Origin of the sequence: Thermovenabulum gondwanense (assembly GCF_001601575.1) — a bacterium.
GTDB classification, from domain to species: domain Bacteria; phylum Bacillota; class Thermosediminibacteria; order Thermosediminibacterales; family Thermosediminibacteraceae; genus Thermovenabulum; species Thermovenabulum gondwanense.
Genome location: NZ_LOHZ01000044.1, coordinates 1 through 15664, shown reverse-complemented (window position 1 = coordinate 15664; position 15664 = coordinate 1). Strand labels below are relative to the sequence as shown.

Here is a 15664-nt window from a genome sequence, read left to right as displayed (position 1 = left end):
TGATTTTTTTTGAAAAAATGCTCGATATCTGGAGTTAATATGATAAAATATATTCAGAAAATTTGATTCAAATTTATTACCTTTTGCAAGGTGATAAAAATGGGAAAAGAAAGAATAAAAATAATCCAGGATTATCTGACAGAAGTTACAATTAAAGATGTAGAAGAATTATACAGAAATTTAGAAGATATTTATAATCAATTACTTCTGAAACAAAACATAGGGATTCAAAAGTGTTTTTGCGGAGGTAATGAAAATTTTCTTTCAGAATTAAAAAAGTCATTTTCAAAGGCAGTTGAGATAAATTTAATAGTATCATTTTTGCTGGAATCAGGGGTAAGATTGATTATCGAGGATTTAATTGAGGCAAAAAAGAGGAATTGTCCGATTAGAATTGTAACCGGCAGGTATTTAAATATTACACAGCCTTCTGCTCTTTATTTGATAAAGGATAGATTGGGAGATTATGTGGATTTTAATGAGAGATATGAAAAATGGACCCAACAATAAAATACTACGATGAAAATGCAAAGGCTTTTTTTGAAAATACCAAGGATGCGGATATGAAGGAAGTTTATGAGCTTTTTTTAAAATATTTACCCCCGGGGGCAAAAATCCTTGACCTTGGCTGCGGCTCGGGGAGGGACACAAGATATTTTTCGCAAAAAGGATATGATGTAACGGCAGTAGACGGCTCGATTGAAATGGTAAAGCTTTCAACTCAGTTTACGGGAAGGAAAACCCTCCATTTGACCTTTGACGAAATTAATTTTAATGAAGAGTTTGACGGGGTATGGGCATGTGCCTCGCTTTTGCATGTGCCAAGGAGCAAGATTGTCTGTGTAATTAATAAGATATATTCAGCCCTGAAAAAGGGCAGAATTTTCTATTCTTCTTTTAAATACGGCAATGGGGAAGAAATAAGAAACGGAAGATTTTTCAACAACTATGATGAAAAGTCCTTCAATGAGCTTTTAAAAAATCATCCTTATTTTACATTACTTGAAATGAAGGTTACCGGCGATGTTAGAAAAGGCAGGGAAAATGAAAAATGGTTAAACGTAGTTTTAAGAAAGGAGTAATTCAGATGGCAAATAAACCTATTATCGGAATAACAATGGGAGATCCGGCGGGTATTGGGCCTGAAATTGTGGTAAAAGCTCTGTCAAATAAAGAAATATATAAAAAGGTAAATCCTTTGGTAATAGGTTCAAAAAATATCATAGAAAAAGCTATTGAAATTACAAAGATAAAGATGGACATTATCGAAATAAAAGAGGATGAGATGAATACCTGGAGGGAAAAGGATTTTTATTTTGGTAAACTTTACATATTGGACCTAAATAATATAAGAGGTGATATACCTTTCGGGAAAATTTCAGCAGAGGCGGGAAAGGCCGCTTTTGAGTACATAAAAAAATCCATTGAGCTTGCTATGGAGGGGTTAATTGACGGAGTTGCCACCGCTCCTATAAATAAAGAAGCTATTCGTGCTGCGGGGATAAACTTTATTGGCCACACAGAAATTTTTGCAGAGCTGACAAAAAGCGAAGATGTTTTGACGATGTTTCAGGTGGATAAACTTCGCATATTTTTCCTTACAAGGCATGTATCCTTAATAAAAGCCTGCTCAATGGTGACGATGAATAATATTTATAAAACTTTAATTGCCTGCGATAAAGCGTTGAAAAATTTAGGGCTTATAAATGCGACGATAGCGGTAGCCGCCCTTAATCCTCACGGAGGGGAAAGGGGTCTTTTTGGGACTGAAGAAGAAAGGGAGATAATCCCGGCAATAAAGAAAGCCCGGGAGGAAGGGATAAGGGTGGAAGGGCCGGTACCTGCCGATTCCGTTTTTTACTGGGCAAGGCTTGGTTGCTATGATGCCGTATTATCCCTTTATCACGATCAGGGGCATATTGCCGCAAAAACGTTGGATTTTGAAAGAACCGTCAGCGTAACAACAGGATTACCTTTTATAAGGACTTCGGTGGATCACGGAACAGCATTTGATATCGCCGGAAAAGGAATAGCAAGCTCGGTTAGCATGGAAGAAGCCATAAAGGTTGCAGGGGAATATGCAAAGTTTTTTACCTCACCGTCTTTAAGATTTGATTAATTTTATCTATATTAAATTCATCGGGGTCAAATGAACCTCCTATCCATTGTAGCATTAATTTATGTTCCGGATGACGAGGGTTTTTTATTGCTTCAAGGAAGTTTTGATATCCCCAGGGGCCTCCTACATCTTCCGGAGGGCAGTTTCTTTTTCCTGCTATACATACAGGATATTTTATACCTTCTTGTGGTTCAAGCACTTTTTCAACAAAGATGTTGTGTTCCCAATTATCGCCAAAATCGTAAATATAGAGGAATCCATATCGCCAACCCTGAATTCATAAAGGTGGTATCCAGACCATCCCATTAAATACTGTATAATCGTATTTAGCTTATAAAATGTTATATCTTCTTTTACCAAAATCCTCCTCCAAACAGGAGGTTTTATATCTTTAAGAGTTATTTTCAACTGAAGGATTTTCATAATTTTAACTCCTTTCGTTTATTCAATGATATTACTATTTAAAATTATATAAAATCGAACAAATTCCTTCTACAAAAATTTTAGCTTTCAGTAAAAAGGATTTTAGAATTTAAAAAGAAAATATGATATACTATCAAAAAAGGTAATCTTTTGGCTTTTTAGGAGGAAAAAACAAATGGGAGTTTATAATCAGGATTATTTGCGGATGATAGCTTCACCGGAAGTAGTAAAAAGAGGCATCGCCTATTATGAATCAGGAGCAGTAAAAAACATTAAGCTTGAAGGAGAATTGCTTCATGCGGTTGTTAAAGGCAGTGAAGATTATGATGTTTTTTTACATATAGAAGGTAATTTTGTAAAAGGTTACAGATGTACATGCCCTGCGTATTTTCAATTTGATGGAGCCTGCAAACATGTGATTGCTGTTTTTTGCCATATTTTTGAAAATGGGCTGCCGGGGAAGAACAATAACAAACACAAAGCTATCAAAGAAGATAATTACATAGAAGATTATGTTTTATTGGAACTATTAAAAAATAGCAATAGCGAAATTAAAAAGCAAGAAGTAAGGGTGGAATACTATTTTGAGTTTAAAAAGTATAATGTACACGATTTTGTATGCAGCATGCACATGCGCATTGGGGATAAACGTTTATATGTGTTAAAGGACATAAAAGAGTTTATTGAAAAAATAGAAAATAATCTGCCCTTTAGTTTCGGTAAGTTATTCAATTTTAATCCTCTGCTCCATGAGTTTTCAAAAGAAGACGCCGAAGTGTTAAACATTATAAAAGAATTATATGGGATAGAACGCAGTATAACGATTTATAGTACTCCTAATGTTTTCTTAGAAGGAAAATACGTCAATTTAAATTACAATTTTTTAATGAGAGTTGCTAAAGCATTGGGGAATAAACCTGTTAACATGATAAGTCCCTTCGAAAAGGTAATAAGCTTTGAAGTTAACGATTTACCTTTCAATATTAAAATAGAAAAAAACAATGACGGTATATATGTTAAACCTGAAGGTGAAATGGGATCACCTTTGGATAGGGAAGAAATAATTATTTTAAAGGACGATAAGGTATATCTGTTAAATCATAATGAACAAGTATTTCCAATCGTTAAAGGTCTTTATTTAAAAGACCGGAATGAGTTAAAGTTTACAGGGGAAAATCAACATAAACTGTTTTCTGTATTACCTCGCTTGCAGGAATTTAAAAATATTGAACTTTCCGAAGACCTGAAACACGCGATAGAAAGGAAACCCCTTAAATTTAAAATGCATATCGAAGGGTATAAAAAAGGAATTGCTGTTGATGTTAAGTTTATTTACGGCGAGCAAGAGTTTAATCCTTTTACGAAGGAAAGTTTACCACATCTTATTGTAAGGGATTATGAAAAAGAAATGTATATTTTAAAACTTTTAGAAGACACCGGTTTTTCAATAGAAAGAGGAAGGGCAGTGCTTCAAAATGAAGAAAAGCTTTATATTTTTATAAAAGAAGTGCTGCCAAATCTTACTCAAATGGGGGAAGTTTATTACGCTTCTGATGTAAAGCATCTTTTTTCCATAAAAACACCAAAAATAAGGTCATCAATAAGTTATTTATATGGAAACCTTCTTGAAATAAAAACTGATTTTGAAGACATTGATGTGAGGGCGGCAGAGGAGATACTGCATTCAATTAAGGAGAAAAAGAAGTATTTTAGATTGAAAGACGGTTCTTTTATTTCTTTAGAAGAAAACCGTATTAAGAAATTGTCTGAGCTTTTGGAGGATGTATCAAGAGAAGATATAGAACAAAACAGGGTAAACCTTTCCAAATACCGTTTTTTAGGGTTTTTAAACAATGTAAAGGATAAATCAGATGTTCCTTTTGAGCAGGCAGAAGAGTTTGAAAGGGTTATTGATAATATTGTAAATTCAAAGCATCAAAAGATAGAGCCACCTGAAAGTTTAAAAGGGATATTAAGGGAATACCAGGTTACCGGGTTTAAATGGCTGAAGGTACTTGCAGAAAACGGGCTTGGAGGTATTCTGGCAGATGATATGGGGCTTGGTAAAACCCTTCAGGCGATAAGTTTTTTGCTTTCTGCAAAGGAGTCAAAAATTTCGCCTCAAACTTCCCTTATAGTTGCCCCTTCATCCTTAATATTTAACTGGGAAAACGAAATTGCAAGATTTGCGCCTCAATTAAAAACGGCGGTAGTGTCCGGGTCAGTTTTTGAAAGAAAAAAAGTAATAAAAAAACTTAATGAATATGATGTAATAATTACCTCGTATCCGCTTTTAAGAAACGACCTTGAATTTTATATCCGTCATAACTTTTACTGTGTTATATTGGACGAAGCCCAGCATATCAAAAATTTTGATTCCCTTAATGCAAAATCGGTTAAAAAATTAAAATCTAATGTCAGGTTTGCTCTTACAGGGACTCCTATAGAAAATTCCTTGGCGGAATTATGGTCAATTTTTGATTTTATAATGCCGGGCTACCTTTATTCTTATAAAAAATTCAATGAATACTACCAAAGGCCTATAGTAGAAGGAAATAATGAAGACTTAGAGGAACTTAAAAAGTTAATATCCCCTTTTATTTTAAGAAGAACCAAAAATGATGTTTTAAAGGAACTGCCGGAAAAAACAGAAACCACCCTAATGGTTGATATGACTCCCCAGCAGAAAAAAATCTACCTTTCATATTTAAAAAATATAAAAGGGGAGCTGGAAGAAAGGATAGAACGGGAAGGTTTTGAAAAAAGCAAAATGCATATTTTTTCAGGGCTTTTAAGATTAAGGCAGATATGCTGCCATCCGGCATTATTTATTGAAAACTATAAAGGGACCAGCGGAAAAATGGAATTATTGGAGGAATTGCTACAGGAATTGATGGACAGCGGCAGGAGGGTCTTAATATTTTCTCAATTTACCTCTATGCTTTCTTTAATAAGAAAAATGTTGGAAGAAATGAACATTAAATACGCCTATCTTGACGGGAACACATGTGTTAATGAAAGAAAAGTGATAGTAGATGATTTTAATAACGGCTGCGGACGGGTATTTTTGCTTTCGCTGAAAGCGGGAGGAGTGGGATTAAACCTCACATCGGCTGATACGGTTATCCACTTTGACCCCTGGTGGAACCCTGCCGTTGAAAATCAGGCCTCCGACCGGGCTCACAGAATCGGGCAGAAAAACAATGTGCAGGTTTTCAGGCTCATAACTAAGGGGACCATAGAAGAGAAGATAAATGAACTGCAGATGAAAAAGAAGGACCTTATCAATTCGGTGGTAATCGAAGGGGAGCTTTTCATAAACTCCTTAACCAAGGAAGAGTTGATGGAATTGTTTAGAATTTAGGGAAAGCAGCTTTAGAGCGTACAACTTCTCCTTCACGAATTCATCAAAAAACCTTAGGTAAAATGATAAGCTGCATAAGTTTAACTTATACGAAAAATACGGGGTAAAAGAGTACTGGATAGTAGAACCCGAAAACAAAATTTTAAATGTGTTTATTTTACAGGAAAACAAAAGATACGGACGGCCTGAAATATATACGCAAGATAACAAAGTAAAAGTTTCTATATTCGAAGATTTGATGATTGATTTAAAAGATATTTTTTAGAAATCATAGAAATGGAGGAATACGATACCCTCGATAAGGTTGCAAAGTATTTGAGCATAATGTGGCAGGACCATCCCTGGACGGTAATGAGGGCATCCGAGCTTTTCAAATGGGTGGAAAATGTTAAATCTACTTTTTAGTACAACATATTTTTATAAGTTCAAGTGAAACAGGTTATCAAAACTTATAAAACTATGTTAATATAGTTATAAAAGAGATCAATGCCTGGGGGAAAGTCTGAGCAATGAAAAATAAAGATAAAGTCTATAACATTTTGAAAGACCTGTCGAAAAATATAAATATTAAAGAGAAAAAAGGGCTAACCGCTCAAGAAATTGCAGATAAATTAAACTTAAAAAGAAATGTGGTAAGCCATTTATTAAATGAGCTTTGCAAGGAAGGCAAAGTAATTAAAATAAATACGCGACCGGTATATTTTTTGGATAAAGAAGTTTTTGAAGAGAAATCTAAGGAATTAAAGGAAATCACGAAAAACGGCGAATTAAACATTAAAATTTCTGCGGACGATCCATTTACAAAACTCATAGGATATAACGGGAGTTTAAAAACTCAGGTTAAACTTTGCAAATCTGCAGCCTCTTACCCTCCCAACGGACTGCCCATTTTGCTTGTAGGCAATACGGGAGTGGGGAAAAGCTATATTGCCCAGCTGATATACGAATACGCCAAATCCATCTCTGCAATTGATGAAAATGCCCCTTATGTGATTTTTAATTGTGCAGAATATTCCCATAATCCCGAGCTGTTATCCGCAAATTTGTTCGGATATGTAAAAGGCGCTTTTACAGGTGCTGAAAAGGATAAACCCGGTCTTTTGGAGGAGGCTGACGGCGGGTATTTATTTTTAGATGAAGTTCACCGGCTTTCTCCGGAGGGACAGGAAAAGCTTTTTTTGTTTTTGGACAGGGGAATTTTTAGAAGGCTGGGAGAGATGGGAAACTGGCGTACGGCAAAGGTGAGGTTTATATTTGCAACAACGGAAGACCCGGAACAAAGCCTTATAAAGACTTTTTTAAGAAGAATTCCTCTTATAGTAAATATTCCTTCCCTTCACGAAAGGCCGCTGCATGAAAAGCTTCAGATTATTTACAGGTTTTATAAGCAGGAAGCAAAAACCATAGGCAAAGATATACTGCTGAGTAAGCAGGTATTAAACGTTTTATTAAAAAATAAAATATCGGGAAATATCGGTGAACTCGTAAATATAATTAAATTCAGCTGCGCGCAGGCTTATAATTCTACCTGCAATACTCATGTGAAAGATAAGACAAATATGCTCAGGATTCATCTTTATGACTTACCCAAAGAATTTCAATATCATCCAGAAATTGTTAAAAGCAATGTTTACTTCAATTCAATGCTGATTTCCAGCAGCAAAAAAGATGAAGAATTAATCGTAAACAGCAATGAGCAAAGAGAAATCAATGAAATATTAAAAAGCATATTTTTACTTTTTGAAAAATATGAGAAGGGAAATATTGGAGAGGATGACTTAAAACGAGAAGCGCTAATACTTTTAAATGAATTTACGGATAAAGTCATTTTCAAAAACGAAAACACTTATTCGGATTCGGTGGTTTTCGGTGCGATAAAAAACGTCATAGAAAACGTTTTAAGTATACTCCAAAATATGTACGGCGTAAAACATTACGGAAATTCTGCGCTGGTAATTACTCATCTGATAAACTATATCTTAAATGAGCTTTACGACACGGATATTGAACAAAGTTTAAAAGTATTTAGAAAAATGGGGGCGTAAATTCTATGGATTTGATGACAAAATTAGAAAATGCCAAGAAGGTTCTTGATTATGCCCGTGGCTTAGAGAAAGTTTTTGCAGTAAAGCTAATTGAAACCCGGGATATTGTGGTGGACGAGAGGGTGCGTTTTCAGTGTTCTCATTCGGGATGCAGGGAATACGGCAAACGGCTGATGTGTCCTCCTTATGTACCGGAGGTGGATGATTTTAAAAAAGTGCTTTCAAACTACATAATGGGCATTTTAATCAGTGTAAAGGGAAGTTCGGAAGATGTTTTTCGACTTGCGGGGCTTTTACATGAAGCGGTATATAGTACGGAGAAAAAGGCTTTTTCCATGGGATTTCCCTTTGCTGCCGGATTAATAGGCGGCCCCTGCAGTCTCTGCGAAAAATGCCCCACCGGTGAAAACGCCAAATGCATAAAAAGGGAAAAAGCAAGGCCTTCTATGGAAGCTATGGGGATAGATGTTATAAAAACCTGTAAAAAAGTCGGTATGGAAATAGAATTTAAAGAAGGAGAGGTAACCTGGACGGGTCTTGTGCTATTGGATTAAAGGGGAAAAGTTGTGAAAAATAGCGATTTAAGGCAAAAACCGGAGAAAAACTCCGGCTATTATTTTTTTTATCCAAAAATCTAATGGAATTTCGTTTAATAATTTTTATTTTTATTTCGATAATCATTATAGAAAGCATAAAAAATTATAAAGGGTGATTTTTTGTGCGGGTAGAGGGAATAAAAGGTTCGGATTTTTCTTCGATGAAATCCGTTATAGAAACGGTACAGGCACCTCAGAAATCGGAGGAAGCGATAAAATCTATTTCATCAGAAAAAAATGATTTTACGATCAGAGATGAAGAAAAAGGAAATGAAGATTTTAAAAACCTTATCCAGGACTTAAAAAAGCTTTCTATTGAAATTAAAAACACCCGCTTTGAATTTGATATTCACGAGGCGACCAAAAGGGTAATAGTCAGGGTTATCGATAAAACCACGGATAAGGTAGTAAGTGAAATACCTCCCGAAAAATTCCTTGACCTTATAGCTGATATATGGAAACAGGTAGGGCTTATTGTGGACAAGAAGGTTTAATAAAAAGAGGTGAGTATATATGGTAGACAGCATTTCCAGGACGTTGAGAATAGGCGGTCTTGCTTCGGGAATGGATATTGACAAGATAGTTTCGGACCTTATGAAGATAGAAAGGCAAAAGGTGGATAAGCTCTACCAGCAAAAGCAGATCCTTGAGTGGCAGAGAGAGGATTACAGGAATATTAATTTAAAGATCAAAGCATTATACGATTCGGCATTCAATATGAAACTTCAGGGGACGTATTTGAAATATAAAGCAACGGTTTCCTACGACGATGGCACCGCTCCCGACAGTATATTTACCGCGACACCCGGAGCCTCAGCAATGCCGGGGACATATGAGGTAGAAGTTCAAACTATTGCAAAGGAAGCTATAGTATATAGCCAGGAACCAATTTCTAAAAGTCAGGATTCAAAAATTAACATTTATGCAAAATTAAGAGATGAAGTTTCAAAATTTGAGAACAATCCTTTTGAGAATGATATTTACACAATTAGTTTTACTATAAATGGTGAGGAATTTAATTACGATTTCAGCGATAGTGGGGCTCATAAAGACTATACATTAAACGATATATTAAATGATATAAATAAGAGAACTAATGCAAAGGTCAAAGCCTATTATGACGTTATAAGCGATAAAGTAGTGATAAAATCCAGGGAGACGGGAAGCAGTGCAAGCGTTAACATAGTGAATGTATCCGGAAATTTATTTGGTGATTCAAGTGCTTTAAAGATAAAAGAAGAAAATAAACTCGGACAAGATGCAACTATTTCTATTAAAAATTTAGATATAGCAGGTGAACCTATAACAATTACCAGACCCACGAACACCTTCACTATAGGAGGGATACAATTTAATCTGAAAAAAGAAGCACCTGGCAAGACGGCTACCCTCACCATCGAAAGGGATGTGGATACTGTAGTAGAGACAATAAAAAATTTTATAAACACGTATAACGACACCATAAGTTCTATAAATTCAAAACTGACCGAAGAAAGATACCGGGATTACCTGCCGCTAACCGATGAACAGAAAAAAGAATTGAAGGAAGACGAAATCAAAAAATGGGAAGAAAAGGCAAGGAGCGGCTTATTGAGGGGAGATACGGTTCTTTCCGGGCTGGTAAACAAATTGAGACAAGCGGTATACGAAAGAGTAGAAGGACAGCCCTCTGATTTCGATACTCTGTTCGATGTGGGTGTAAAAACCGGTGGGTATTACGAAAAAGGAAAGTTGTATTTGGACGAAGCAAAGCTAAAAGAAGCAATCAGTAAAAACCCCGAAGCGGTGGCAGGCCTTTTTACAAAAGTTGTTTCCAGCATTTACGATATTGCAAAAAGCGGAATGGACAGTATAACGAAAAAGGCAGGAAGTTCCAACCAGTATTTTGATAACAGCTTGATAGCTCAAAACATTCGTAGCTTAAACGATAGGATTTCTAAAATGGAGGAGGATTTAAAAAAGGTAGAGGATCGCTACTGGAAGCAGTTCACCGAAATGGAAAAAGCGATACAGTCCATGAATCAGCAAAGCATGTGGCTGGCAAGCCAATTGGGTTTATACCAATCGCAGTAAGGAGGTAAAAAATATGATCAATGCTTATCAACAATACCAGCAGAATGCTATTTTGTCTTCACCACCGGAAAAACTTGTTTTAATGCTCTACGAAGGGGCACTGAAATTTTTAAAACTTGCAAAAAAATCCATAGAAGAAAGAAATTTTGTGGAGGCTAACAACAATATAATAAGGGTAGAAGATATAGTGATAGAGCTTAATATGAGCCTTGATATGAACTATGAGATTTCAAAGAATTTAAGAAGCCTTTATAATTTTATTTACGAAAAATTGATTCAGGCGAATATAAAAAAGGATGCCAGGATACTGGAGGAAGTGGAAGGGATTTTAATTGGTTTGAAGGAAGCATGGCAGGAAGCCTACCTTGAAGTCATGAAAACAAAGAAGGCCGCTCTTTGAAAAAAAGCCGGTGTAATCTGCCGGCTTTTTGCATTATAATAGATTTATGATGGCATTAAATTAAATGGCGGGAAAGGGAAATTTATGGAAGAATTAATGAATTTATTACAACAAAAAAAAGAAAATTTAGAGGAGATTTCTTCGGTTACCAGTAAAATGAAAAATGCATTGCTTTTTGAAAATGTGGAAGAATTTATATTGTTATTGGATAAAAGGCAGGGATTGATGGATATTTCTGCTGATATCGATGAAAAAATATCAAAAAAAGGATTAAATGCTTTAGAAGATGAAAAAATAAATATTATGAAAAAAGAAATCTATGAAAAAGTTAACGAAATAATAAAAACGGATAAAGAAGTTTTAAATCTTGCAAAAATATTTCTAAATAATATAGAGAAAAAAATAGAGGATCTGAATTTAGCAAGAAATGTATCCAGAAAATATAATTCATTATATGATAAGGTAAATGATGAAGGTATTTTTATTGATAAGAAGGAATAAAAAATTTCTAAGAAATTCTATTTTTTCCTTGCTTTTTAAAAAGAATGGGTATATAATAGAGTAAGGCATTCTAAAGGGATTATTTTTTCGATGCTTTGCGTAGGCAAAGGACCGGAAAAAGGTACTCTTAGGAATGCCGGAGAATCTTATTAATAAGTGAGGGGTTATTTAATGGCATTCCAGGACAAAGTGTTAGTATGTAAAGACTGCGGGAAAGAATTTGTATTCACCGCAGGGGAACAGCAGTTCTATGCTGAGAAGGGCTTTGAAAACGAGCCTTCAAGGTGCAAAGCCTGCCGTGACGCAAGAAAGGGCAGAACAAGAAACGAACGCGAATACTCGAGGAGAGAAGGCGCAAAAACACTTTACGATGCGGTTTGCGCTGAGTGCGGTGCACCTACAAAGGTTCCCTTTAAGCCAAGAAACGACAGACCTGTCTACTGCAGCGAGTGCTTCCAGAAGCATAAGGCTGTTCGCGCTTAAATAGGGAGAACAAAAGGGTTCGGGAAATTCCGGGCCCTTTTATTTTTTTATAATTTGTTTATGTACAAAATATTTTCAGAAAAATAAAATTTTATTGGAGCTATTGCAATATTATACATTTGCAATTATAATTATACTCATCAAGCATATATATAAATATACAAGAATATAAATAAATATACAATTATTAAGTTTAGGAGGAGAATTATGAAAAAGCACTTTAAAATTACGGCTTTATTGATGGTAATTTTACTTATGGCGACGGTTTTATTCGGATGTGCCCAAAAAGAAACTTCACAAAACAATCAAAGCCAGCAGCAAACAAATCAGCAAAACAATAACTCAAATCAACCGGTAGATACGGTAGAAGCCATAAAGAAAGCTGGGAAATTGGTGGTAGGTACCAGTGCGGATTATCCGCCTTTCGAATTTCACGATATTTCTTCGGGCAAAGACGTCATAGCCGGTTTTGATATTGATCTTGCTGAAGCTATTGCAAAGGAACTGGGGGTAGAACTGGAAATAAAGGATATGTCCTTTGATACTATAATTTCAGCAGTTTTAACGAAAAAGGTGGATATGGGAATAGCTGGATTCACTATAACCGAAGAAAGAAAAAAGAGCGTAAATTTCTCCATACCCTATATTCAGGGTGGACAGCAGATTATAACGTATAAGGGCAGCGGTATAACCGGCAAAGATGATTTGAAAGGCAAAACGGTGGGAGTTCAGCTCGGGACAACCGGAGAAGAAATTGCCAAAAAGATAGAAGGAGCAAAACTCAAGCAGTTTGACAAGGTAGATACGGCGGTTCTTGACCTTCTCAACAAAAAGGTGGATGCGGTTATTGTGGATTTTGCGGTAGCAAAAGCCTATGCATCCCAGAACTCGGATAAACTGGAACTTGTAGGAAATTTGCTCGATGATGCGGCTAAAGCGGTAGTTTTAAGAAAGGAAGACGAAAAACTGCTGGAAGTGGTGAATAAGGTCATCACCGACCTGAAAAATAGCGGTGAACTGGATAAGATGGTTCAAAAGTGGTTTGTGGAATTTAAGCCAAAACAGTAAAATTGAAAAAATTAATGAAGGGCTCAAGGGGAGCCCTTTGCCTTTGAAAGGAGATAAGGATGAAAAATCTGGATTTTACAATAGTACTTCCCTACATTACACTTTTTATTCGCGGCTCATTAATAGCAATTGAAATTACTGCCCTGGCGGTCATGATGGGCGTGGTAATAGGAACCTTTGTGGGAATGGGTAAGATGTCCCGGATTTTCATTATCCGCGCATTATGCACCGTATACGTTGAAGTTATAAGGGGAACACCTTTGCTGGTGCAGATATTGATTTTTTACTTTGGTTTGCCTCAGCTTACAGGGTATTCTCTGTCGGAATTCCCCGCTGCGGTGATAGCGCTGGGTATTAACAGCGGAGGGTATGTAGCGGAAATTGTAAGAGGCGGAATACTGGCGGTGGATAAGGGACAGATGGAAGCTGCCAGGTCCCTGGGCATGAGTTATGCCCAGGCCATGAGGTATATAATCCTTCCTCAGGCGTTTAAAAAGATTATACCGCCCCTCGGAAACGAATTTATTACCCTTTTAAAAAATTCTTCTCTTGCAACTACAATTGGCTTTCCGGAGCTGACCAGGGCAGCCCAGGTGGTGGCGGGAAACACCTACAGGCCATTCGAACCCTATATTACTGCAGCACTATTTTACCTAATTATGACTTTGAGCTTTACCCAGTTACTCGGGGTAGTGGAAAGGAGGCTTGCCAGGAGTGATTGAAATTAAGGATGTCCACAAGTATTTTGGGAAATTAGAGGTATTAAAAGGAATAAGCAATACCATCAACAAAGGAGAAGTAGTGGTAATTATAGGTCCATCGGGATCGGGCAAAAGCACCCTCCTTCGCTGCCTCAATATGCTGGAAGAACCCACAAAAGGTGAAATTTGGATTGAGGGAAAGCCTTTAAACCATAAAACGGTGGATATAAATAAAGTGAGACAGGAAGTAGGAATGGTTTTTCAGCATTTTAACCTTTTTCCTCACAAAAAGGTGATTGAAAATATAACCCTTGCTCCGATAAAGGTAAAGAAGGAAAATCCGGAACAGGCCAGAGAAAAAGCATTAAAACTTCTTGAAAGGGTAGGATTGAAGGATAAAGCGGAGTGTTATCCTGCATCCTTGTCGGGTGGACAAAAACAAAGGGTAGCAATAGCAAGGGCTCTTGCCATGAACCCGAAGATTATGCTTTTTGATGAACCTACTTCAGCCTTAGATCCCGAAATGATAAAAGAGGTACTGGATGTAATGAAGGATTTGGTCCAGGACGGCATGACGATGGTAGTGGTGACTCATGAGATGGCCTTTGCAAGAGAAGTGGGGGATAGGGTAATTTTTATGGATGAAGGAGTTATAGTAGAAGAAGGTACTCCCGATGAAATTTTTGAAAATCCGAAAAATCAAAGGACAAAAGAGTTTTTAAGCAAAATACTGTAAATTTATATACACCCCTCCCGTAATTGGAAATGCCCGGGTTTACGCCCGGGCAAAAATCTTTATAGCAACATTTCCTTCGATTTATAAAGATAATAAGCCATGATAAAAGAGGACGCTAAGAGAACTAAAGCAAATATTGGCGGCACTATTACAAAAAATTTGGCTATGTCAACGGGTTTCCCGAGGGTATGGGCGGTATCAGCAACAACCTTTTGAAAGTTTAAAGCCGCATTTATTCCAAAGCGGATCCATAGAGCCGCAACCCCTAGGGCAACGGGAAATATCATCATTGCCATTTTAAATCCGAAAATCCTTCGCCTTTTAAGTCCATTAAGGCCCAGAAAAATAGGCACTAAAAATAGCAAAGAAAAGGCGCCTCCTAAGAACTGGGGAGAAAGGCCGATAAATAGCGCTGACGTAAGCGCAAAAAGGCGAATTCCCGTATTTAAAGGTTTCAGGAGGTCTTTAAAATCAAAGTATGCAGCTCTGATATAAAGTAAAAAGGATAGAATGTATTTTTCTTTTTCCTTTGCGTCAATATTTTTTGATTTTAATTTTTCCAGTAAATCTTTACCCTTAACGGTAATCCCCTGATATACCTTCTTTTTTTCCTCTCCCGCTATCTCTTCTTGATTAATTTTTTCATACCTTTGTTTCTGGACAGCAATATCCTTTAGTATTTTTTCCTTTCTTTTTTCAGGGATATTTAACTTTGATAAAGCATTTTCCAGGGATTCGAGTATTTCCAGAACAGGATTATGTGAGTTTTTCAAAAAAATATTCACCCTTTCATATGTTGTAACGCATTTTTATTTCTTAGAAAAAATTTATTATTAAATCTCCTTTGTGTCAAGATGAAGTTGTAATTGAAGCTTATTAACAAAAATAATTTAACCAAAATTAAAAAAATGAATCTAAAAAAATAGTATATAAAATAAATTAATATTTTTTTAACAAAAAGGAATATTTAGACAAATCAAGAATATATTTAATATAGAGGAATGTAATTCCGCAATACGAAATAATATAAAGACTCACGGTAATATGTCAATACCCGAAAAATGGAAATAAAAAATATTCAGATGAAAAAAGACAATAATACCCCTTACCAACCTATATGGAAAAAGTTGGCATACAAAGAACTACTAAGTTTTG

General features: G+C 36.0%; 14 protein-coding genes and 3 pseudogenes. 15 read left to right on the top strand and 2 right to left on the bottom strand.

Annotated features, from left to right (window positions below; genetic code table 11):
• The first annotated feature begins 99 nt into the window (after positions 1-99).
• The 3 genes from ATZ99_RS10735 to pdxA are packed head-to-tail and all read left to right on the top strand — an operon-like array spanning position 100 to position 2119.
• On the top strand, positions 100-510 hold the full coding sequence (locus tag ATZ99_RS10735) for a phospholipase D-like domain-containing protein (protein WP_068749235.1): 411 nt from the start codon (positions 100-102) through the stop codon (positions 508-510).
• On the top strand, positions 495-1082 hold the full coding sequence (locus tag ATZ99_RS10730) for a class I SAM-dependent methyltransferase (RefSeq protein ID WP_068749234.1): 588 nt from the start codon (positions 495-497) through the stop codon (positions 1080-1082). The genes ATZ99_RS10735 and ATZ99_RS10730 overlap by 16 nt, the downstream gene beginning before the upstream one ends.
• Before the next feature lie 5 nt (positions 1083-1087).
• A complete protein-coding gene (gene pdxA / locus ATZ99_RS10725) occupies positions 1088-2119 on the top strand; it encodes a 4-hydroxythreonine-4-phosphate dehydrogenase PdxA (RefSeq protein WP_068749233.1) in 1032 nt (343 codons plus the stop codon).
• Here the strand turns inward: pdxA and ATZ99_RS12245 are convergent.
• Positions 2091-2542, bottom strand: a pseudogene (locus tag ATZ99_RS12245) (plasmid pRiA4b ORF-3 family protein). The gene pdxA and the pseudogene ATZ99_RS12245 overlap by 29 nt on opposite strands.
• A 175-nt stretch (positions 2543-2717) precedes the next feature.
• Here ATZ99_RS12245 and ATZ99_RS10715 point away from each other — a divergent pair.
• The 12 genes and pseudogenes from ATZ99_RS10715 (at position 2718) to ATZ99_RS10665 (ending at position 14509) form a co-directional block, all read left to right on the top strand.
• A complete protein-coding gene (locus tag ATZ99_RS10715; protein WP_068749232.1) occupies positions 2718-5906 on the top strand; it encodes a DEAD/DEAH box helicase in 3189 nt (1062 codons plus the stop codon).
• A 64-nt stretch (positions 5907-5970) separates the two neighbouring features.
• A pseudogene (locus tag ATZ99_RS12330) lies at positions 5971-6171 on the top strand (Uma2 family endonuclease); the annotation flags it as partial.
• Positions 6172-6415: 244 nt separating this feature from the next.
• Positions 6416-7930: pseudogene (locus ATZ99_RS10710) on the top strand (sigma-54-dependent transcriptional regulator); the annotation flags it as partial.
• A 26-nt stretch (positions 7931-7956) separates the two neighbouring features.
• Positions 7957-8505: a DUF2284 domain-containing protein gene (locus tag ATZ99_RS10705; protein ID WP_068749231.1), complete on the top strand. Its 549-nt coding sequence runs from the start codon at positions 7957-7959 to the stop codon at positions 8503-8505.
• A 164-nt stretch (positions 8506-8669) separates the two neighbouring features.
• The gene (locus ATZ99_RS10700) at positions 8670-9041 is read left to right on the top strand and encodes a flagellar protein FlaG (RefSeq protein ID WP_068749230.1); all 372 of its coding nucleotides are present in this window, start codon (positions 8670-8672) and stop codon (positions 9039-9041) included.
• A gap of 19 nt (positions 9042-9060) precedes the next feature.
• Positions 9061-10620, top strand: coding sequence for a flagellar filament capping protein FliD (fliD, locus tag ATZ99_RS10695; protein ID WP_068749229.1), 1560 nt, complete (start codon positions 9061-9063; stop codon positions 10618-10620).
• A gap of 13 nt (positions 10621-10633) precedes the next feature.
• Positions 10634-11020, top strand: a complete 387-nt coding sequence (gene fliS, locus ATZ99_RS10690; RefSeq protein ID WP_068749228.1) for a flagellar export chaperone FliS — start codon at positions 10634-10636, stop codon at positions 11018-11020.
• A gap of 84 nt (positions 11021-11104) precedes the next feature.
• A complete protein-coding gene (locus ATZ99_RS10685) occupies positions 11105-11521 on the top strand; it encodes a hypothetical protein (RefSeq protein ID WP_068749227.1) in 417 nt (138 codons plus the stop codon).
• 171 nt (positions 11522-11692) lie between these two features.
• Complete coding sequence (locus ATZ99_RS10680; protein ID WP_068749226.1) at positions 11693-12004, top strand: zinc-ribbon domain containing protein; 312 nt, start codon at positions 11693-11695, stop codon at positions 12002-12004.
• Positions 12005-12211: 207 nt separating this feature from the next.
• Positions 12212-13072 carry a basic amino acid ABC transporter substrate-binding protein gene (locus ATZ99_RS10675; RefSeq protein WP_068749225.1) on the top strand — a complete coding sequence of 287 codons (861 nt, stop codon included), beginning with the start codon at positions 12212-12214 and terminating at the stop codon, positions 13070-13072.
• Between the two features lie 59 nt (positions 13073-13131).
• Complete coding sequence (locus tag ATZ99_RS10670) at positions 13132-13794, top strand: amino acid ABC transporter permease (protein ID WP_068749224.1); 663 nt, start codon at positions 13132-13134, stop codon at positions 13792-13794.
• Positions 13787-14509: an amino acid ABC transporter ATP-binding protein gene (locus ATZ99_RS10665; RefSeq protein WP_068749223.1), complete on the top strand. Its 723-nt coding sequence runs from the start codon at positions 13787-13789 to the stop codon at positions 14507-14509. The genes ATZ99_RS10670 and ATZ99_RS10665 overlap by 8 nt, the downstream gene beginning before the upstream one ends.
• 59 nt (positions 14510-14568) lie before the next feature.
• Here the strand turns inward: ATZ99_RS10665 and ATZ99_RS10660 are convergent, their stop codons facing one another.
• The gene (locus ATZ99_RS10660; protein WP_068749222.1) at positions 14569-15282 is read right to left on the bottom strand and encodes a hypothetical protein; all 714 of its coding nucleotides are present in this window, start codon (positions 15280-15282) and stop codon (positions 14569-14571) included.
• Positions 15283-15664: the final 382 nt, after the last annotated feature.

What these genes read in the sequence shown, in the direction of transcription:
- ATZ99_RS10735 (WP_068749235.1), top strand. Translation starts at nt 100, where the DNA reads ATGGGAAAAGAAAGAATAAAAATAATCCAGGATTATCTGACAGAAGTT.
- ATZ99_RS10730 (WP_068749234.1), top strand. Translation starts at nt 495, where the DNA reads ATGGACCCAACAATAAAATACTACGATGAAAATGCAAAGGCTTTTTTT.
- pdxA (WP_068749233.1), top strand. Translation starts at nt 1,088, where the DNA reads ATGGCAAATAAACCTATTATCGGAATAACAATGGGAGATCCGGCGGGT.
- ATZ99_RS10715 (WP_068749232.1), top strand. Translation starts at nt 2,718, where the DNA reads ATGGGAGTTTATAATCAGGATTATTTGCGGATGATAGCTTCACCGGAA.
- ATZ99_RS10705 (WP_068749231.1), top strand. Translation starts at nt 7,957, where the DNA reads ATGGATTTGATGACAAAATTAGAAAATGCCAAGAAGGTTCTTGATTAT.
- fliD (WP_068749229.1), top strand. Translation starts at nt 9,061, where the DNA reads ATGGTAGACAGCATTTCCAGGACGTTGAGAATAGGCGGTCTTGCTTCG.
- fliS (WP_068749228.1), top strand. Translation starts at nt 10,634, where the DNA reads ATGATCAATGCTTATCAACAATACCAGCAGAATGCTATTTTGTCTTCA.
- ATZ99_RS10685 (WP_068749227.1), top strand. Translation starts at nt 11,105, where the DNA reads ATGGAAGAATTAATGAATTTATTACAACAAAAAAAAGAAAATTTAGAG.
- ATZ99_RS10680 (WP_068749226.1), top strand. Translation starts at nt 11,693, where the DNA reads ATGGCATTCCAGGACAAAGTGTTAGTATGTAAAGACTGCGGGAAAGAA.
- ATZ99_RS10675 (WP_068749225.1), top strand. Translation starts at nt 12,212, where the DNA reads ATGAAAAAGCACTTTAAAATTACGGCTTTATTGATGGTAATTTTACTT.
- ATZ99_RS10670 (WP_068749224.1), top strand. Translation starts at nt 13,132, where the DNA reads ATGAAAAATCTGGATTTTACAATAGTACTTCCCTACATTACACTTTTT.